This window comes from Pseudorhodobacter sp. MZDSW-24AT, from assembly GCF_002794355.1.
Lineage (GTDB): Bacteria > Pseudomonadota > Alphaproteobacteria > Rhodobacterales > Rhodobacteraceae > Pseudotabrizicola.
The window spans coordinates 319907-339664 of the sequence record NZ_PGOI01000001.1 but is presented as its reverse complement, the minus strand read 5'-3'; the positions used below and the strand labels follow the sequence as shown (position 1 = coordinate 339664).

Here is a 19758-nt window from a genome sequence, read left to right as displayed (position 1 = left end):
GGCTGTGCGGGCAATGTGACGGCGGGCGGCGGGGTGGGGCCGCCCCCTGTGCTGCCTCCGCCCGTGCTGCCTCCGGGGGGCGTGCCCCCCGTGCCACCCCCGGCGCTGCCCCCCGTGCCGCTGCCTCCCGTGCCACCCCCGGCGCTGCCGCCAGCCCCGCCGCCGCCCGTCCCGCTGCCGCCCGTTCCACCGCCGTCTGTGGGGCCGCCCGGTGGTGTGGGCGTGCCCGGGCTGAGTGCGCCATCGCCTTCACCGGGGAGCGAGCCGCCTTCGGGGTTGGCGGTGAGGGTGGCGGGCGGGAGCCGGGACGGGCCGAGCCCTTGCGGGAGCACATCGGCCAGCGTGAGCGGGCGGCCATCGTCGGCCCGGAGCGTGACGCTGCGGCCGTTGAAGGCAAGGCTGAGGCCTTCGGCGGTGGGTGTGGCGACCAATTGGCTGATGTCGCGCAGCAAGGGCCAGCCGCCGAGATCAAGCTGGTCGAGGCCGCGCTGGAAATCGCTGATGGTGGTGTCGAGGGCGGCGTCGCGCAGCACGAAGCTGTCGGCGCCTGCGCCGCCGGTGAGCGTGGCGCCGCTGGCGGTGGCGATCAGCACATCGGCGCCGTCGCCACCCAGAAGCGATTGGCCGCTGGCCATGCTGGTGAGGACGTCGGCGCCCGGCGTGCCGGTGACGGTGGCGCCCGGGGTGGCGGTGGCGATCACCGTGCCATCAGGGTCGAGACGCCATTGAAGGACGCTGAGGCCTTGTTCCGTTTCGCCCCCGACATAGAGGAACAGGCTGCTGCCGATGTGGACCAGTTTGAGGGCCGAGACATTGGTGAGACCGGAGGTCAGGGAATCCTCGAGCGTGGCAAGGGTTTGCAGGGTGCCATCGGGAAGAAGCCGAAAGAGGGTGATCCCGTCATCCCCGCCTCCGGCTGCGACGAAGGTTTGTGCGCCGATGGTGAGCGAGTCGAGGGCGGCGACCGCCTGAAAGCGGGTGTCGCGGCTGTCGAGAACATGGTCGGCAAGGGTGAGCTGGCCTTCGGAGGAGAGGCGCAAGACGGTGAGGCTGGAGCTGCCCGCGGCGGCGGCGATCACGAAGGTCTGGCCGCCGCTTTGGGCGATGGCCAGATCGGAGAGGGCGGCAACGGCGAGGCCTTCGCGGGTGGTGAGGCTGTCGGTCTGGCTGAGGCTTTGGCTGGCGGCGTCGTGGCGCAGCACTGTCAGCCCGGCGCGGCTGGCGTCGATGCTGATCAGATGGGTCTGGCCGCCCGTGACCGCCTGAGACAGGCCATGGCTGCCCTGAAGGGCCGCGTCGGGGCCGGAGAGTGCCACCATCGTGGCGCGGTCCGGATCATAGGCCGCGACGCGCCCGCTTTGGGGCGAGAGCACGAAGAGCGGTGCGGTGGGGTCGGGCTGGGGGGCAAGATGCATCTGGCCGCTGAAGCCGCCGGGCAAGGCGAGCGCATAGGGCCGCCCGATGGCGCCGGACAGGTTGGAGCCCCAGCCTGCAAGCCCGCTGCTGCCGGTGAGGCCGATCAGAAGGGCGGTGGTGCTGCCCAGAGTGGCCACCGTCATATCGGTTTCGGCGCGCAGGCCATGGCCAACCGAGACCGCCGCCGTTGCCAAGGGCGACAGGCGGCCTGTGCTGTCGATCGCATAGCTGGCGACGCCGCCATTGGTGCCGGAATAGGTGAAAAGGCGCAGGCCTTGTGGCCCTGCGATGACCGAAAGATCCACCAGCCCGAGATCCGCCGCGCTGTTGCCGCTGGCAAAGCGATCCACCTCTTGCAGCATGCAGTCCCCCCACAGGTCACAGTGCGCAAGACAGGCTGTGGCGGGGCAGGGGGCAGGGCGTGACCAACGGAGGGCGACAGTTGGGCATTTCGCGCGGAGTTTTCTAAAGATCGCGCTGCTTTGGGGCGGGCACCTTAGCGCAGGAGGGCGCCATGGGCGGCGAGGGCCTGATCGACATCATCGAAATAGGTGAGCTTGCCCGCGTGCAGGAGCAGGGCCGCGTCGCAGAATTTCTGGATGTCGCCGGGGTTGTGGCTGACCAGAACGGAGGAGGCGTGCTTCATCCGCTCGGCAAAGACGGCGGCGCTTTTGGCGCGGAAGCGGGCATCGCCGACGGCGGTGACTTCGTCCACCAGATAGACATCAAAGGCGATGCCCATCGAGACACCAAAGGCCAGCCGCGAATACATGCCCGACGAATAGGTGCTCATCGGCATGTGGAAATGCTTGCCCAGTTCGGCAAAATCCTCGACGAAATCGACAAGGGTTTGCGTGTCGACACCATAGACGCGGGCGAGGAATTTGGTGTTCTGCGCGCCGGTGAGATCGCGGTGGAAGCTGCCGCCGAAGCCGACGGGCCAAGACACGCTGCCGTGAACCACCACGCGGCCCGCGGTGGGCGGCATGGTGCCGGCGATGATCTTGAGCAGGGTGGATTTGCCCGCGCCGTTGCGTCCCAGAAGGGCGAGGGATTTGCCACGGGGCAGCGTGAGGGTGAGGTTGTCGAGGACGGTGTGCCACTCGCCCCGGACCCAGAACCCCTTGGAGAGGTTTTCGAACAGGATCATTGCCGGGCTGGCCCTTGTGGCATGGTGTCAGCCCCGGTCGCGCAAGCTGTAATAGATCAAGGTCAGGGTGGCCCATGCCATGGTGAGAAAGCCAAGGATCAAGGCCAGCAGGGTGAAGCGCTGCGGGAATTCGGCATCCTGCGCGAGGGTGGGCGGGATATAGGCCGCAAGGTAGAGCGACTGGCGGCTCGCCTTGGACAGGGCGGCCTGCCGGGCCGCGAGGGCGGCGGTATAGTTGCGCTCGGCAAATTCGAGATCGACGCTGAGCGCTTCATATTGCGCGATCGTCTCGGGGTAGCTGTCATCAGAGCCGGGGTCGGCGGTGGTGCCAAAGAAATTGCGTTCTTGCTCGATCCGGTTGCGGATCACGGCAATCTGGCGGGTGAGTTGCGCGCGCCGCGGATCATCGACGCGGGTGGAGGGATCAAGCAAATCCAGCTCGACCAGCGCCTGTGCCAGCTGCTGTTGCAGGTTCGAGACAACGCCGAGGCGGCCCTGAATATCCGAAATCGGGTCGACGATCCGGCTTTGCGCGCGGAACAGGGTGAGCGCGCCACGCGCCGTGCGCAGATCCGCCACCGCCTGTTCCAGTTCGCGGTCGGCGTTGGTGAGCGCGTCGCGCCGCGCGGTTTCGTTGAGCTGGTTGATCATGATCTGGCTTTCGTCCAGAATCACCTGCGCGATGCGCTGGGCAGTGGCTGGATCGCGCGCCCGCACCGTTACATCGATCAGCCCCGAGGCGGAATCGTAGGACAGGCGGAAGATGCGTTGCCAGAAGCGGAACAGCTCTTCGTTGGTGGCGTCCGCCCAGATGGAATAGACCGCATCGCTGGGCCAGCCGACGGCGTAATGCGCGCGCAGATCGATGCGGGCATCGACCTTTTGCATCATGGTCTGGCTTTGCATGAATTCATGCAAGACACCCGCATTCACCCCTTGGCCCGCGCCGGTGAGGAAGGAGAGGCCGCCAAGGATGGAACTGGCGCTGTTGCCATCTTCCTGCCGGATCATGAACCCGGTGCGCGAGGCGTATTGGTCTTGGGCGAGGGCGAACAGGTAGAAGGCGCTGATGAGGCCGGGCAGCAGGACGAGCGCGAGGAAGGAAAGCATCACCCCGTAATGACGGCGCTTGAGCCGGGCTGGACCGGCCACGGGGCGCATCTGCGGCGGGGACCCTGCCATCGGGGCAGGGTCGGGCGCGGGGGCAGGCGGGGGAGCAGGAACGGGCTTGAGCGGCGCTGCGGCGGCGAGAGGCTGGGCTGCGTGCGGTTTGGCCGGTTCGCTCACATCAAGCATACCTTGAATGATTTGCACTCTGATCGCCAATACACCATAACCAGAGGGTGTGTCACCAGATCATCGAAACCCGGCGAGGGCGAAACGTGGCGCGATGGACATGACGACCCCCCTGCCTTTGCCGATGGGCGCGCCGCGCGCGCGCCGAAGATGGGCGAGCTTGCGCACCGTGGCTGCGCTGGTGTTGCGCGAAATGTCGACGCGCTATGGTCGGTCGCCGGGGGGCTATCTTTGGGCCTTGCTGGAGCCGGTGGGCGCGATCATCGTGATGGCGGTGGGCTTTGGCCTGATGTTTCATGCCCCGGCTTTGGGATCGGATTTCCTGTTGTTCTATGCCACGGGGTATATGCCTTTCGCGATGTATCAGTCGATTTCCAACGTGACGGCGCGGGCCATCGGCTTTTCCCGACCGCTGCTGATGTATCCGGCGGTCACCTGGATGGATGCGCTGTTGGCGCGCTTCCTGCTGAACACCCTGACGGGCTTTCTGGTGACGCTGATCGTGTTGTGGGGCGTGCTGGTGGTATCACCGACCACCGCGCTGCTGGACCTGCCCAAGATTGCACTGGCAATGGGCCTGTCGGCGCTGCTGGGTTTGGGGATCGGCACGATGAATTGCTATTTGAGCAGCCGGATCGAGGTGTGGGACATCGCGTGGTCGATCGCCAGTCGGCCGCTGTTCATCGTCTCGGGCGTGTTTTTCATCTATGAAGGCGTGCCGAAGGCGGCGCAGGATGTGCTGTATTACCTGCCTTGGATGCATATTGCCGGGCTGATGCGCGAAGGGTTTTATGCCACCTACCGGCCCGATTATGTTTCGGTGACGCTGGTGCTGATCTGGTCCTTGGTGCCGCTGGTCTTTGGGCTGCTGTTGCTGCGGCGTTATCATAAGGACCTGCTGAACCGGGTCTGAGGCAGACCCGGTTGGCCGGGATCAGGACTGGTAGCCGGGGGTCTGGTCCCAAGCCCAAGCGTCGCGGATCATCTGATCCAGCGTGGAATGGCTGCGGACCCAGCCCAGTTCCGCCTCGGCACGCTGGCTGCCCGAGACGAGCACGGCGGCATCGCCCGCGCGGCGCGGGCCTTCGGTGATGGGGACAGGGCGGTTGGTGACCTGTCCGGCGTGACGGATCACATCGCGCACGGAAAACCCCACCCCGGTGCCAAGGTTGAACGCGGCAGTGCCCTTGCCATCCAGAAGCCAGCGCAAGCCCAGCACATGCGCCTGCACCAGATCGGTCACGTGGATGTAGTCGCGGATGCAGGTGCCATCGGCGGTGGGATAATCGGTGCCGTGCAGGGTGAGTGCGTCGCGGCGGCCTGCAATGGCCTCGATCATCAGGGGGATGAGATGGGTTTCCGGGCGGTGCTGTTCCCCCAGCTCGCCTTCCGGGTCGGCGCCCGCCACGTTGAAATAGCGGAAGATCACATGTTTGAGGCCGAAAGCGGCTTCGAAATTCGCCAGCACATCTTCGATCGCGCGTTTGGAGGCGCCATAGGCATTGATCGGACGCTGGGCGGTGTCTTCGGTCAGCAGCACGCCATCCTGATCGCCATAGGTGGCACAGGTGGAGGAGAAGATGAAATTGAGGCAGCCATGGGCCACCGCCGCCTCGGCCAGATTGAGCGCGCCGCCGATGTTGACCCGCCAGTAATGCGCGGGGTCTTTCATGCTGTCGCCCACCAGAGAGAGGGCCGCAAAATGCAACACGGCGACGGGGCGGTACTGCGCGAAGGCGGCATCGACTGCGGCGCGGTCCATCAGATCGCCCTTGACGAGGGGGCCGTATTTGACCGCCTGTTCCCAACCGGTGGAGAGGTTGTCGAAGGTGACCGGGAGGAACCCCGCTTTGCGCAGCGCCTTGCAGGCATGCGAGCCGACATAGCCTGCGCCGCCGGTGACCAATACGTGATCCAAATGTGTTCTCCTTTAAATCGCTGCGGGAGTGGTGCCATGCGCCGGGGCCATGCAGCAACCGCAGAAATGCCTTGTGGCACAGGGGGGGACAGGAATTTCAGTTGAGTCGTTGCCTGTGCTGTCGCATATGGCAGGTATCACAATTCTGCGGCAATCAGGGGTTTCCACAGGCAAGGATGCGCGGGTCAACACCCCTTGTGGCGGTCGTCGTGACCTTCAACCGGTTGCCCCAGTTGCGGCAGACCCTTGCCGCGCTGCTGGCCCATCCGCCCGAGGTGTTGGGCGCGGTGATGGTGGTGGACAATGCGAGCACCGATGGATCGGCAGATTGGCTTGGCTCTTGCCTCGATGCGCGGTTGCGGGTGGAGCGGCTGGCCCGGAATGTGGGCGGGGCGGGCGGCTTCGCGCATGGGCTGGCGCGGGCGCAGGCGGTCTATGACCCGGATTGGATCGTGGTGATGGATGATGATGCGCGCCCCGCGCCCGGGGCCTTGGCGCAGTTTCACGCGCTGTTGCGGCAGGGCGCCTTGCAGGGGCTGGACGCGGTGGCGGCGGCGGTGCGGCATCCGGATGGCCGGATCTGCCGGATGAACCGGCCTACGGTGAACCCGTTCTGGCATGGGGGAGTGTTCTTGCGCACGCTGTTGGGCGGAGGGCGCGCGGCCTTTCATCTGGCGGATGCGGCCTATGCAGAGGGGGGGCTGCGCCCGGTGGATGGCGCGTCTTTCGTGGGGCTTTTCCTGTCGCGGCGGGCGCTGAGTCTTGCGGGGCTGCCGGACCCCGCGCTGTTTCTTTACGCCGATGATGCGATTTACACGATGACGCTGACGCGGCGGGGGGGGCGGATGGGCTTTGCGCCGCAGATCCGCTTTGTGCATGACAGCGATTCGCTGGGGGCGGGGGGCGTGGTGCGGCCCTTGTGGAAGGTGTATTATTATCACCGCAACCGGTTGCTGTTGTACCGGCTGGCGGCGGGGGCGGCGTTCTGGCTGATGTTGCCCTTGTGGCTGATCCAGTGGCCCCGTCAGGCGCGGCATTATGCGGCGGAGGAGCGCGTGGCCTTTCGGCGCGTGCTGCGGCGGGCGGTGCGTGATGCGTTGCGGCGCGACCTGTCGCTGCCGCATGCCGAGGTGCTGCGGCTGGCGGAGGGGGGCCAGCGTTAAGGCCGGGTGAAGGCGGCATGCGCTGCGCTGGGGCCTTGTTAGCTCTGTCGCGCTTAGGGTTCGGTTCACCGCAATCTGTGCATTCAGGAGCCTGCCGCGATGTCGGACACCACGCAAAACCTTGTCATGCCGATCATCCAGCCCGCGCAGGCGCAAAAGCATGTGACCCATAACGAAGCCCTCTTGGTGCTGGATGGGGCGGTGCAGCTGTGTCTGGAGGCGGTGGGGCAGGAGGCGCCGCCCGAGACGGTGGCAGAGGGGCAGATCTGGGCGCTGGGCCCGGCCCCGACGGGGATATGGGCAGGGCAGGCGGGGTCCCTTGCGATGCGGGTGGGGGCCGGGTGGTTGCATCTGGCCCCGCGGGAAGGCTGGCGGGGCTGGGACCGGTCCAGCGGCAGCCTGCGCGTGTTTCAGGGCGGCGCTTGGGTGGGCTTGCCCTTGCAGGGGGTGGAAGGGCTGGGGATCGGCGCCAGCTATGACGCCACCAACCGGCTGGCGGTGGCGGCGGCGGCCACGCTGTTGTCGCATGCAGGCGCGGGGCATCAGCTGAAGATCAACAAGGCGGCCGCGGAAGAGACGGGCTCGCTGCTGTTTCAGACCGATTGGTCGGGCCGTGCCGAGATGGGGCTGGCGGGGACGGATGGCTTTGCGATCAAGGTGAGCGCCGATGGAGCGCAGTGGTCGGAGGCGCTGATTGTGGCCCCGGCGAGCGGGCAGGTGAGCTTGCCCGCAGGGGCCCTGCTGCCGTCGGGAAGTGCCGCCACCCCGGCGCTGGGCTTTGCTGGGGACGCGGACACGGGATTTCACCGTCCGGCGGCGGATCAGATTGGCGCGGCGACGGGTGGCGTCCGGCGTTGGCTGCTGACAGAGAGCGCCTGCCAGATTGATGTGCCGATCACTGGATGGGCGGTGACGCAATCGGCCAGCGATGTCACTGCGGGGCGGCTTTTGCGCACCGAAGCGGGGCCTGCGCAGGCCTTTCGGCAGGGCAATGTGCTGGGCAGTGTGAGCCAGAGCGCCGGGGTGCCCACCGGGGCCTTGGTGGAGCGGGGCAGCACCGCGCAAGGCGCCTATATGCGCTTTGCCGATGGCACCCAGATCTGCACGCAGCGGCTGGCCGTGCCTTCGGGCGTGGCGACCGCGACGGGCGCGCTGTTCATGTCGGAAAGCTATGTCTGGACCTTTCCGGCGCTGTTCGTGGCGCCCCCGGCTGTGTCAGGACTGCCGAGCATCGACCTTCCGATGGCTTGGCTTGCGTCGGGGCCAACGGCGACGTCGGAGGCCGCGACATCGGTGCGGGTGATGCGGACGGCCGCGCTGGCCACCGCGACCGGGATGGTGGATCTGACGGCGGTTGGCCGCTGGTTCTAGGCAGGATGGCGCGTGTCGCCCTGACATGGCTGCCGGAGCGCTGAAAAGGGGTGGAACTTGCGGTCGTTTGCTTTCATAACCGGAGCTTGCTTTTTCAAGGGTGACGGATGTCGATGCAGGAGACAGCAGAGGCGGGCGCGGCATTTGCGCTGATCCTGCCGCCGGAAGATCCGATGGCCGATCTAGTGATCGCGCAGGTGACGGCGGCCTGCGAGGGCGCGACGCTTACGGTGCATGACAGTCTGGAAACGGCGGCGGTGGAGCATGCCGAGGCGCAACTGGTGCTGATTCTGCCCGATCCGACCGAGGCGCTGGCCCGCATCCTGCAAAACACGGGGTCTTGCGAAGCCGCGCTCACGGGCTGGAAGGCGGTGATGGCGCCTTTGCTGGATGAGGTGCAGCGGCATTGGCAGCGGTTGTGGGTGCTGGATGCGCGCGCGGTGGCTGCCGGCGATCCCGAGGCGCTGGCGCTGTTCGGGGCGGCGGGCGAGGCCGCGCAGGCGGTGACGCTGCCGCCGCAGCCTGATGCGATGTATATGGTGCTGGCCGGGGTTCTGGTGGCACAGGATGCCGAGACGGGCCGGATGGCGGCGGATGTGGCCGACCTGCGGCGCGGCGGCGGCGACGAGGTGCATGATCTGGACCAATGCGAGGCGGCTCTGGGCCATTTTGCGGCCTTGAACGGTGTTGTGGAGGCTTTGCGCGAGCGGGTGGCCGAATTGACCTTGGACGCGGCCAAGGCCGAGGCGCTGGAGCGGCAGATGGAGGCGGCAGAGGCCGAACGCACGGCGCGTGATGCGGCACTGGCGGCGGCCTTGCTGGCAGCCCAGACCGAGCAGGCGGCGCAGGCAGACAGGCTGGTGGCGGTGGAGCGGGAACTGGCGCAGGTGTATCAGTCACGTTCGTGGCGGTTCACGCGGATGTTCCGGGCGCTGCGCCGGTCATGACGCGGGCGCGTCGATGAGCGCGCCGCATGATCCGGGCTTGGCAGCCCCGGCGCGGCTGCGTTCACGCGCGCATCTGTTCATCGATGTGCAGCATGGGCTGTGCAACCGGCTGCGGGCCATGGCCTCGGCCGCGGCGATTGCCGAGGCGACCGACCGCCAGCTGGTGGTGGTCTGGCGGCCCGATGCGCATTGCGCGGCGCGGTTGTCCGATGTGCTGCGCTATCCCGGCCCGGTGCTGGAGGATGCGGCGGCCGATCTGTTCCGCGAGCGCGCCGCCTATGTGCACAATGATATGGAGATCGAGCCCGGGTCGCGCCATGGCGCGCCGATTCTGGCAGCGGGAGACAAGGGCGGGGATGTGTTCATCCGATCCGCCTATGCGCTGACGGGGCCATTTGCATCACTGGCCCGCGAGCAGGCGTTTCTGCACAGCCTGACCCCTGCGGCAGAAGTGCTGGACTTGGTGGCCGAGGTGCCGCATCCATCGGATGTGGCGGTGCATATCCGGATGGGAACCGGACCGGCGTTTGACCATCTGCCCTATGAAGCCCCGGAGAACTGGCCGCCCGAGCGCCATGCCGAGTTGGTGATGTGGCGGCAGAAAAGTGATGTGGGCCGCTTTGCCGCGCGGCTGGAGACCCTGTTCGACCAAGGCGCGCAAAGCGCCTTTGTGGCGGCGGATCTGGCGGCGACCTATGCTGCCTTGCAAGAGCGTTTTGGCGCGCGCATCCGCTTTCTGCCGCGCGACCGCTTTGATCGCTCGGCGCGGCAGTTGCAATATGCGCTGGCCGATTTGATGCTGCTGACCGCGGCGCCGCGACTGTTGGCCAGCCACTGGAGCTCGTTTTCCGACATGGCGCAGCGGTTGGCGCGGCAATTCCGACCGGTGGAGAAAAGCGGCATCGATTTCTGAGGCCGGGCAGGTCAGCGCGCGAGGGCCGAAAGCGTGGACGGCGGCAAGGGCGCCCCGGGCTGCGGCGGAACATGAAAGGCGCGCATGTCTTGCAGGTGGAGCCGGAAGCGCGCGCAAGGCAGCGGCAGGATGAGCGTGTGGAAACCGTTGCTCTGCGCCATGGCATCTTGCGGGCGGATGCGGTGCAGCGCGAGGCGCGGCGCAAGATCGGGGCCGAGGCGGAGGGATTCGGTCAGGTGGGTGTCGTGGCGCGTCTCGCCAAAGGCAGAGCGCAGGAACGGGTGCAGGGTGATCGGCTGGCTGCTGCTGGCGGCAAGGGCCAGCCCGAAGGCGCCGCCGGGGGCAAAGGCCCCGGCCCCCAGACCGATGTTCAGGGTGAACCAGCCGGGGGCGCCGCTCACGGCGATTTCGGCGGTGAGGAGCGCCCCGGGGGCGGGGGTGAGCGTGATGTCCGCCGCGCCTTGCGCCTTGTCCCAGCAGAAATAGACATTGGGCGACAGGTGCTGGCTTTCCTCGGCCCGGCCACGCAAGCGGGCCTTGCGCAGTCGGGCGAGGGTGGCGGTGGTTTCGGCGATCACCGGATGTGTCATGGGGGTGGATGCCGGACCTTAGCCCTTGGCGCCTTGGCCACGGGAATAGACATCTTCGTAGCGGATGATGTCATCCTCACCCAGATAGCTGCCCGTCTGCACCTCGATCAGCACCATCGGCACCTTGCCGGGGTTTTCCATGCGGTGCACGGCCCCCAAGGGGATGTAGACGGACTGGTTCTCTGTCACCAGCCTCACCTGATCATCCACCGTCACCCGCGCGGTGCCTTCGACAACGATCCAGTGTTCCGAGCGGTGGTGGTGCGATTGCAGGCTGAGCGCCGCGCCGGGGTTCACCACGATGCGCTTGACCTGAAAGCGTGCGCCGATCACGAGGCTTTCGAACATGCCCCAAGGGCGGTGGTCGGTGGGGAAGGTGGTGGCCTGCGCGCGGCCCTTGGCCTGCAAGGCGGCGACCGCCTCTTTCACGCGCTGGCTTTGCGATTTATGCGCGACCAGCACGGCATCGGTGGTGGCCACCGCGATGATGTCTTTCAGCCCGATGCCCACGAGTTCCACCCGGGGCGATTCCGAGCGCAAGAGGGTGTCTTCGCAGCCGATGGCGGTGGCATTGTCCGAGGCGACATTTCCCGCGGCATCGGGGCCTGCCTCCTGCCAGACCGCGTCCCAGCCGCCCAGATCGGACCATCCCGCCGAGAAGGGCATCACCGCAAGGTTCGAGGCCTTTTCCATGATGGCGTAATCCACCGAAATATCGGGCACTTGCGCCCAAGCGGTGGCATCAAGGCGGCTGAAGCCAAGGTCGGGCCGGGCCTCGGCCACGGCGGTGCTGACCGGGTCCAGCACCACGGGCGCGTGGGTGCGGAAGGCCTGCACCAGCGTTTCGGCGGTAAAGAGGAAGATCCCGGCGTTCCACAGGAAATTGCCGGCGGCGATCATGGCTTCGGCTTGCGCGGCTTTCGGCTTTTCGACAAAGCGCGCGAGGGGCTGCGGCTCTTGGGCGCGCGGATCGGCGCCGGGGGCAAGTTCGAGATAGCCGTACCCGGTTTCGGGCCGGGTCGGCGTGATGCCGAAGGTGACGATGTCGCCCGCGCGCGCGCGCGGGGCCGCCGCCTGCACGGCGGCACGGAACGCATCGGCATCGGGGACCACATGGTCAGAAGGGGCCACCAGCAGCAGGGCGTCGGGGTTCGTGGCGCGCAGGTGCAGCGCCGCGGCCAACACCGCCGGGGCGGTGTTGCGGCCTTCGGGCTCGATCAGGATGGCCTGCGGGCTGGTTTCGATGGCGGCCAGCTGTTCGACCACGATGAAGCGGAAATCATTGCCGGTGATGACGACGGGCGCGGCAAAGCCCGGCCCCATCAGACGCCGCGCGGCGCCTTGGAACAGGCTTTCCACCCCGGTCAGGCGGGAGAATTGCTTGGGAAAGGATTTGCGGGACAAGGGCCAAAGCCGGGTGCCCGAGCCGCCGCACAGAAGAACGGGATGGATGAAATCTGTCATGAAATAGGCCTGTCAGTTGCGAAAGGTTGTCGGGTGGGCCAGAAACCATTGATAGGTTTCCGCGACGCCGGTTTCGAGCGGGATCTTCGCCTGCCAGCCCATCCGCGCGAGGCGGCTGACATCCATCAGCTTGCGCAGGGTGCCGTCGGGCTTGGTCGGGTCGGGGGTGATGCGGCCCTGAAAGCCGGTGATCCGTGCGATCATCCGCGCCAGATCAAGGATCGAGACATCGCTGCCCGAGCCCACGTTGATATGGCTGAGCATCGCTTGGGTGTTCGCCTCATAGGTCGCCTTGGGCAGGTCGAGCACGAAGAGCGCGGCTTCGGCCATGTCATCGACATGCAGGAATTCGCGCATCGGCGTGCCGGTGCCCCAGATGATGACCTCGGCCGCGCCGCTTTGAGCGGCTTCGTGAAAGCGGCGGATCAAGGCGGGCAAGACATGCGCGTTCTCGGGGTGGAAATTGTCGCCCGGGCCGTAAAGATTGGTCGGCATGACCGAGCGGTAATCCACCCCGTGCTGACGGTTGTAGCTTTCGCACAGCTTGATGCCTGCGATCTTGGCGATGGCATAGGGTTCGTTGGTCGGTTCCAGCGTGCCGGTGAGCAGCGCCTCTTCGCGCATCGGCTGCGGCACCGCCTTGGGGTAGATGCAGGACGAACCAAGCTGCAAGAGCCGCCTCACCCCGGCGGCAAAGGCCTGATGGATCACATTGCATTCGATCATCAGGTTTTCATAAATGAAATCGGCAGGATAGGTGTTGTTGGCGTGAATGCCCCCCACCTTGGCCGCCGCGAGGATCACCAGATCGGGGCGTTCGGCCTGCAGGAAATCGCGCACCGCCTGCTGATCGGTCAGATCAAGCTCGGCACGGGTGCGGGTCAGCAGATGCAGATCCTCTCCGGCGGCTTTACGCGCCTGAAGCCTGCGCAAGATCGCGCTGCCGACCATTCCGCGATGCCCTGCGAGATAGATCTTCATCGGTCACGTTCCTTTTGCGCCGTGCCCCCATGCGGCGTGCGCGGGCCTGCGCCCGCAAGGCCACGAAAGGCGAGGGGGTCAGGGCGCATCCGGGCACATCGGTGTTGTCGCGCGTCTCATGGTCGTCACAGCTGTTCCGGTCAGGGGCGGGGCGCGCGGCCTGATGCCGCGCCCTGTTCCTGCGTTCCTAAAGCCGCCGCCCCTTTGCGTCAAATGCCGCGCGCGGCAAACTGCGCTTCATCAGTCAGACACGGCCTGGTTGCGCAATCCGAAGGCGCTGCCGATCAGTCCGATGACCGATGAGGTGACAATCATGGGCGATTCCGTGACCAGAACCGTGTCATGCGGGTTGATCTTGAAGGATCTGGCGGCAAACAGCCCCGCCGCGCTTGTCAGGTCGATGGCAAAGACCACTTGTGATTTCTTGGGGCCGCTGCCGTCGCGCCGCAGCGCCTTCGCGTCATAGTTGCGCAGCACGAGGATGCCTTTCGGGTCGGCGCGGGCGTCGACCAGCCCGCCCGCGCGTGACAGAGCCTCCATCGCGGTGACTTCATCGCGGTCGAAATAGATCAGATCTTCGCGTCCGCTGGCGCCCAGAGCGGTGAAGAAGCGGCGGTCTTCCTCGACAAAGATCTTGTCGCCGCCTTTCATCAGGACGTTTTTCGAGGCTTCGGAAAACAGGCTTTCCGAGCGGATTTCATAGGTATGGCCATCTCGGATCAGCCGCACCAGCGGGTTGCGCAGGGTGGTTTCCACGCCACCGGCCTGCGCGATCAGCGACAGGATGGTGGTGTTGCGGTCCATCAGCGGATAGGTCCCGGCGCGCCCCACCCCGGTGACGATATCGACCGAGTTCAGCCGCCCCACTTCGACCGTGAGCTGCACCTGCGCTGAGGGCACGGTGGGGGCAAGCGCGGTTTCGATTTCGGTTCTGACCTGCGACGGGGTTTTGCCGCGCACCGACACATCGCCGACATAGGGCACGAAAAGCGTGCCTTCGGGCGAGACGGTGAGATTGGGCAAGGTGACAGAGCGCTGCCCTTCGGCGGCGATCAGCGAATTGGACTGAGGGTCCCAGATCACCAGCGAGATCTTGTCGCCCGAGGCGATCAGCGGGCTGTTGGCGCCAGAGCTGTTGGGCAACCAGCGATAGGCGCCGGGCCAGCCGGTCGGGGGCCAATGTGCGACCTGAGCCGCCGTGGTGCGGGTGACATGGACGACCTGAAAATCGGCAGTGTCATCGGTCTGGCCGCGCAGAACCTCGGACTGGAGGGCGGCGCCGCGAGGGATGGAACAGGCGGCAAGCGCAGACATGCCGACACACACCAACACCATCTTGGGAGACAGTCCCGCCATCGTCCTGCGTCACCTACACTGCACCGATTCTGTCCGGTGTTTTCACCCCGTCGCCGCAGACTGAACAGCATCCGCCTGAGGTTGTCTACAAAAGCTTACATGCGCGCAAAGGTCTTGTGCGCGGATCGGGGCTGAGGGTGAGGGTCGGGCGCCAAGGCGCTGACAGGGGCCGAGATTCCCCGACTTGGCCTTGGCGGCCAAGCGGGGGGGGGCGTCAGGCCTGTTGCGCAATGTTGAGAAGATACTTGCCGTAGTCGTTCTTGCGGAACACCTCGGCACGGCGGAGAAGATCGTCCTTGGTGATCCAGCCGAGGTGGAAGGCGATCTCGTCCGGGCAGCCGACTTGCAGGCCTTGGCGTCCGGTCAGGGTGCGCACGAAATTGCCCGCGTCGAGCAGGCTTTCATGGGTGCCGGTGTCGAGCCACGCATAGCCGCGCCCCATCTGTTCCACTTGCAGGGTGCCTTCGGCCAGATAGATCTGAAGCAGATCGACGATTTCAAGCTCGCCACGCGGGGAGGGTTTGATCTGGCGGGCCAGTTCGGGCGCGCGCCCGTCGAGGAAGTAAAGGCCCGTCACCGCGTAGTTCGACGGGGCGACGGAGGGTTTTTCCACGATCTCGCGCACGGTGCCGTTGCGGTCGAAATCCACCACGCCATAACGCTCGGGGTCGGTCACCCGGTAGCCAAAGACGGTGCCGCCGGTGGCGCGGCTGTCGGCGGCTTTGAGCAATTCAGGCAGGCCGTGGCCGAAAAAGATGTTGTCGCCCAGCACCATGGCAGACGGCGCGCCGTTCAGGAAATCCTCGGCCAGCAGATAGGCTTGTGCGAGCCCGTCGGGTGAGGGTTGCACGATCCATTCAAAGCGCAGGCCCCATTGTGTGCCATCGCCCATCAGCCGCTGAAACTGCGGCTGGTCTTCGGGGGTGGTGACGATGGCGATCTCGCGGATGCCAGAAAGCATCAGCGCGGACAGCGGATAATAGATCATCGGCTTGTCATAGATCGGCAAAAGCTGTTTCGACACGCCCATGGTGATGGGCCAGAGCCTTGTGCCGGAGCCGCCGGCCAGAATGATGCCCTTGCGTGTCGTCATGCCAAAGCCTCCAGCTGGATCAGAGTGTCGCGCAGCCCTGCCTGCCAGTCTGGCGGGGCCAGACCAAAGGCGGCAAGGGTGGAAGTGCCGTCGAGCCGCGAATTCAGCGGGCGGCGGGCGGGGGTGGGGTAATCGGCGGTGGGGATGTCCACCACCTCGACCTTGCGGCCCGAGAGGGCAAAGATGGCGCGGGAGAAAGCGGCCCATGTGGTCGCAGGCGCGCCAGAGAAATGGTAGCTGCCCGAGAGGGCGGGATCTTCGCGCAGGCGGGCCGCGATGGTGAGGCAGGCTTGGGCGATGGCGGCGGCGGGGGTGGGGCCGCCGGTCTGATCGCCCACCACCGTCAGCCGGTCGCGGGTTTCCGACAGCCGCAGCATCGTCTTGACGAAATTGGCGCCATCGGCCGAAAAGACCCACGACGTGCGCAGGATGGCATGCACCGCCCCGGTGGCCCGCAGCCGCGCTTCGCCTTCGGCCTTGGTGCGGCCATAGGCGCCCAAGGGCGCGACGGGCGCGGTTGGCAGGAAGGCCGCGTCGCCCGCGCCGTCAAAGACGTAATCGGTGGAGATATGCACGAGAGGCACGCCCAGCGTGGCGCAGGCCTGCGCCATGGCTTCGGGGGCGAGGGCGTTGACGAGATGCGCCGTGGCCTCGTCACTTTCCGCCTTGTCCACCGCCGTATAGGCGGCGGCGTTGATCACGGCGGTGGGCCGCGCTTGCAATATGGCCTGCGCGCAGGCGGCGGGGTCTGTCAGATCGGCGCGGTCGCGGCCAAGATAGGTGGCCTCGGGGGCCAGCCGTGCCAGCGCACGCGCCACCTGCCCGGTCTGGCCAAAGACCAGAAGGCTCATGCCTTGGTCCCCAGACGTTCGCCCACACCCTGACGGTCGAGCAGGGGGCGCCACCAGTCTTCGTTGTCGAGATACCAGCGCACAGTGCGGCGCAAGCCTTCCTCGACCGTGACGGACGGCGACCAGCCCAGTTCGTCGCGGATGCGGCTGGGATCGATGGCATAGCGCGCGTCATGGCCGGGACGGTCGGTCACGAAGGTGATCAGCCGGTCATGCGGCGCGCCACTGGGGCGCATTTCGTCGAGCAGGGTGCAGATCGTGCGCACAAGGTCGATGTTGCGGCGTTCATTCTCGCCGCCGATGGCATAGCTGCGCCCCGGCACGCCTTTTTCCAGCGCCAAAAGCAGGGCCGCGGCGTGGTCTTCGACGTAAAGCCAGTCGCGCACGTTTTCGCCTTGGCCATAGACCGGGATCGGGCGGCCGTGCAGTGCGTTCAGGATGACCACCGGGATCAGCTTTTCGGGGAAGTGGAAGGGGCCGTAATTGTTGGAGCAATTGGTCAGCACCACCGGCAGGCCATAGGTTTCGTGCCATGCGCGCACCAGATGGTCGCTGGCGGCCTTGGAGGCGGAATAGGGGCTGCGCGGATCGTAGGGCGTGGTTTCGGTGAATTGGCCGGTTGGGCCGAGGGAGCCGAAGACCTCATCGGTGGAGATGTGGTGGAAGCGGAACCCATCGGGGCGGCCCTGCGCTTGCCAATGGGCGCGGGCGGCTTCGAGCAGGTTGAAAGTGCCGGTGATGTTGGTTTCGATGAAATCGCCCGGCCCGTCGATCGACCGGTCGACATGGCTTTCGGCGGCCAGATGCATCACCGCATCGGGGGCATGCGCAGTGAAGATGCGGGCCAGTGCAGCGCGGTCGCGGATGTCGGCCTGTTCGAAATGGTAGAGAGGCGAATTCCCGACCGAGGCGACATTGGCCAGATTGGCGGCATAGGTGAGCGCGTCGAGATTGATGACATGATGCCCGCGCGCCACCGCAAGGCGCACCACGGCGGAGCCGATGAAACCCGCGCCACCGGTGATGAGGATCTTCATGATGCGTCCGCCTTAAAAGGAGTGTCAAAATCGGCAAAGGATGGGGCCACGCGGTCCTTGTCGGACAGGATGGGGGCGGCGACGGGCAGCGGCCAGTCGATGCCGCAACTGCTCCACAACACCGCGCCATCGCAGTCGGGGGCATAGACATCGGTGCATTTGTATTGCACTTCGGTGTCGGCCACCAAGGTGACGAAGCCGTGCAGGAAGCCTTTGGGCACCAGAAGCTGATGGCCATTGTCGGCTGTCAGTTCGGCCCCGGTCCATTGGCCATAGGTGGCAGAGCCCTGCCGCACGTCGACCGCCACATCAAAGATCGCGCCGCGCGTGCAGCGCACCAGTTTGTCTTGCGCGCGGGGGGGCTTTTGGAAATGCAGCCCGCGCAAGGTGCCGGCCTCGGCGGAAAAGGAATGGTTGTCCTGCACGAAGGCAAGGTCCAGCCCGGCCTCGGCCATGCGCTGCGCGTTCCAGGTTTCCGAGAACCAGCCCCGCGCATCGCCAAAGCGACGCGGCACCAGCAAGAGCACGCCGGGCAGGGAAGTTGTCTTTACGTCAAGCATTCCGGGTTCCGCTTCCTGTGCTGCGCCATCCTTGCAAGGTCCGCTGGCAAGGGCGGCTTGCATGGCACTGACATTGCGGAAAAATGGCGAAGGCGCAAGACGCATCCGCCGCCCGGCGCGCGCAGATCAGCGGCCCAGATGGCCCCAAAGGTCGTATTCGCCTGCCTCGTCCACCTGAACCGTCACCAGATCGCCGGGCGCGAGCGACTCGAAGCCTTCGTCGATGAAGAGGTTGCCGTCGATTTCCGGCGCATCGGCCATGGTGCGGCAGGTGGCGCCTTCGGCATCCACCTCATCCACGATCACCTGAAGGGTGCGGCCCACCTTGGCAGCGAGCTTGGCTTCCGAGATCGCTTGCGCCTTCTCCATGAAGCGGTCCCAGCGGTCTTGCTTGACCTCGGCGGGCACATGGTCGGGCAGGTCATTGCTGCGGGCACCGGCGACGTTTTCATATTGGAAGCAGCCCACACGGTCGAGTTGCGCTTCGTCCAGCCAGTCGAGCAGGGTTTGGAATTCGGCCTCGGTCTCGCCGGGGTAGCCAACGATAAAGGTCGAGCGCAGGGTGATGTCGGGGCATTGGCTGCGCCATGCGGCGATTTCGTCCAGCGTGCGGGCAGCAGCGGCAGGCCGCGCCATGCGCCGCAGCGTTTCAGGATGCGCGTGTTGGAACGGGATGTCGAGATAGGGCAAGATCAGCCCTTCGGCCATCAGCGGGATCAAATCGCGCACATGCGGGTAGGGATAGACGTAATGCAGCCGCACCCATGCCCCCAGCTTGCCCATCTCGCGGGCGAGATCGGTGATGTGGGCCCGCACCTCGCCGCCTTTCCAAGGCGACAGGTCATGCTTGCGGTCCACCCCATAGGCCGAGGTGTCCTGACTGATGACCAAAAGCTCACGCACCCCCGCCTCGACCAGCTTTTCCGCCTCGCGCAGGATGGCATGGGCCGGGCGGCTGACCAGACGGCCGCGCATGTCGGGGATGATGCAGAACTTGCACTTGTGGTTGCAGCCTTCGGAAATCTTCAGATAGCTGTAATGCCGGGGCGTCAGGCTGACGCCGCTGGCGGGCAGCAGATCAATGAAAGGATCGGGGGCAGGCGGCACCGCGCCATGCACGGCATCCAGCACCGCTTCATATTGATGCGGGCCGGTGACGGCCAGCACGCGCGGATGCGCGCCGGTGATGTATTCGGGTTCGGCGCCAAGGCAGCCGGTGACGATCACGCGGCCGTTTTCCTGCAAGGCTTCGCCGATGGCCTCCAGACTTTCGGCCTTGGCACTGTCGAGAAAGCCGCAGGTGTTGACGATGACCGCATCCGCGCCTTTGTAATCGGGGCTGATCGCATAGCCTTCGGCGCGCAGCCGGGTGAGGATGCGTTCGGAATCGACCAGCGCCTTGGGGCAGCCCAGCGAGACCATGCCAATGGTGGGCTGGCCGGGGCGGGGCGCCTCGGTGAAGGTGGGTTTGGGGGCCAGATCGGGGCGGAGGTTGGGCGGATTTTGCGACATGCGCCGCTCTATACCCGTGTTTCGGGTGGCCCGATAGAGGGGTTTGCGCCTGTCGTTGTTGGCGCTTTTGGCCAAGATGCGCTCCGCGCGGGAGTATTTGGAAAAGGTGCAAGCCATTGGAGGCGATGACCCTGACGGGG

General features: G+C 66.2%; 17 protein-coding genes and 1 pseudogene. 5 read left to right on the top strand and 13 right to left on the bottom strand.

Annotated features, from left to right (window positions below; all coding sequences use genetic code 11):
• The 3 genes and pseudogenes from CUR21_RS18520 to CUR21_RS01620 all read right to left on the bottom strand — a co-directional run.
• A pseudogene (locus CUR21_RS18520) lies at nt 1–1778 on the bottom strand (hypothetical protein); the annotation flags it as partial.
• Nucleotides 1779–1912: 134 nt separating this feature from the next.
• The gene (locus CUR21_RS01625) at nt 1913–2566 is read right to left on the bottom strand and encodes an ABC transporter ATP-binding protein (protein WP_100195248.1); all 654 of its coding nucleotides are present in this window, start codon (nt 2564–2566) and stop codon (nt 1913–1915) included.
• 27 nt (nt 2567–2593) lie between these two features.
• The gene (locus CUR21_RS01620; RefSeq protein WP_232622643.1) at nt 2594–3727 is read right to left on the bottom strand and encodes a sugar transporter; all 1134 of its coding nucleotides are present in this window, start codon (nt 3725–3727) and stop codon (nt 2594–2596) included.
• 235 nt (nt 3728–3962) lie between these two features.
• Between CUR21_RS01620 and CUR21_RS01615 the strand changes: the two genes are divergently transcribed.
• Nucleotides 3963–4775 (top strand): ABC transporter permease, encoded by an 813-nt coding sequence (locus CUR21_RS01615; protein WP_232622642.1) that lies wholly within the window; start codon nt 3963–3965, stop codon nt 4773–4775.
• A gap of 21 nt (nt 4776–4796) precedes the next feature.
• On the opposite strand, the gene galE is transcribed toward CUR21_RS01615, so the two are convergent.
• Entirely contained in the window at nt 4797–5780 is a 984-nt protein-coding gene (galE, locus tag CUR21_RS01610; protein WP_100195245.1) for a UDP-glucose 4-epimerase GalE, read from the bottom strand.
• Nucleotides 5781–5956: 176 nt separating this feature from the next.
• Here galE and CUR21_RS01605 point away from each other — a divergent pair, with 176 nt between their 5' ends.
• The 4 genes from CUR21_RS01605 to CUR21_RS01590 all read left to right on the top strand — a co-directional run bounded on the left by CUR21_RS01605 (nt 5957) and on the right by CUR21_RS01590 (nt 10174).
• Complete coding sequence (locus CUR21_RS01605) at nt 5957–6943, top strand: glycosyltransferase (RefSeq protein ID WP_100195244.1); 987 nt, start codon at nt 5957–5959, stop codon at nt 6941–6943.
• A gap of 99 nt (nt 6944–7042) precedes the next feature.
• Nucleotides 7043–8314 carry a DUF2793 domain-containing protein gene (locus CUR21_RS01600; RefSeq protein WP_100195243.1) on the top strand — a complete coding sequence of 424 codons (1272 nt, stop codon included), beginning with the start codon at nt 7043–7045 and terminating at the stop codon, nt 8312–8314.
• A gap of 113 nt (nt 8315–8427) precedes the next feature.
• A complete protein-coding gene (locus CUR21_RS01595) occupies nt 8428–9261 on the top strand; it encodes a hypothetical protein (protein WP_198431585.1) in 834 nt (277 codons plus the stop codon).
• A 13-nt stretch (nt 9262–9274) separates the two neighbouring features.
• Entirely contained in the window at nt 9275–10174 is a 900-nt protein-coding gene (locus CUR21_RS01590) for a hypothetical protein (protein ID WP_100195241.1), read from the top strand.
• Between the two features lie 11 nt (nt 10175–10185).
• On the opposite strand, the gene CUR21_RS01585 is transcribed toward CUR21_RS01590, so the two are convergent.
• From CUR21_RS01585 to rimO, 9 genes are all read right to left on the bottom strand, one after another.
• On the bottom strand, nt 10186–10764 hold the full coding sequence (locus tag CUR21_RS01585) for a hypothetical protein (protein ID WP_100195240.1): 579 nt from the start codon (nt 10762–10764) through the stop codon (nt 10186–10188).
• Nucleotides 10765–10782: 18 nt separating this feature from the next.
• Complete coding sequence (locus tag CUR21_RS01580) at nt 10783–12228, bottom strand: mannose-1-phosphate guanylyltransferase/mannose-6-phosphate isomerase (protein ID WP_100195239.1); 1446 nt, start codon at nt 12226–12228, stop codon at nt 10783–10785.
• 12 nt (nt 12229–12240) lie between these two features.
• The gene (locus CUR21_RS01575) at nt 12241–13209 is read right to left on the bottom strand and encodes a GDP-L-fucose synthase (protein WP_100195238.1); all 969 of its coding nucleotides are present in this window, start codon (nt 13207–13209) and stop codon (nt 12241–12243) included.
• Between the two features lie 240 nt (nt 13210–13449).
• Entirely contained in the window at nt 13450–14565 is a 1116-nt protein-coding gene (locus CUR21_RS01570; RefSeq protein ID WP_232622641.1) for a polysaccharide biosynthesis/export family protein, read from the bottom strand.
• A gap of 214 nt (nt 14566–14779) precedes the next feature.
• A complete protein-coding gene (gene rfbA, locus CUR21_RS01565; RefSeq protein ID WP_100195237.1) occupies nt 14780–15658 on the bottom strand; it encodes a glucose-1-phosphate thymidylyltransferase RfbA in 879 nt (292 codons plus the stop codon).
• On the bottom strand, nt 15655–16509 hold the full coding sequence (gene rfbD, locus CUR21_RS01560; RefSeq protein WP_100195236.1) for a dTDP-4-dehydrorhamnose reductase: 855 nt from the start codon (nt 16507–16509) through the stop codon (nt 15655–15657). Before rfbD ends, rfbA begins: the two co-directional genes overlap by 4 nt.
• Nucleotides 16506–17546 (bottom strand): dTDP-glucose 4,6-dehydratase, encoded by a 1041-nt coding sequence (gene rfbB / locus CUR21_RS01555; protein WP_100195235.1) that lies wholly within the window; start codon nt 17544–17546, stop codon nt 16506–16508. The genes rfbD and rfbB overlap by 4 nt, the downstream gene beginning before the upstream one ends.
• Entirely contained in the window at nt 17543–18106 is a 564-nt protein-coding gene (gene rfbC, locus CUR21_RS01550; protein ID WP_100195286.1) for a dTDP-4-dehydrorhamnose 3,5-epimerase, read from the bottom strand. Before rfbC ends, rfbB begins: the two co-directional genes overlap by 4 nt.
• Nucleotides 18107–18232: 126 nt before the next feature.
• Nucleotides 18233–19618, bottom strand: coding sequence for a 30S ribosomal protein S12 methylthiotransferase RimO (gene rimO, locus CUR21_RS01545; RefSeq protein WP_100195285.1), 1386 nt, complete (start codon nt 19616–19618; stop codon nt 18233–18235).
• Between the last annotated feature and the right edge of the window lie 140 nt (nt 19619–19758).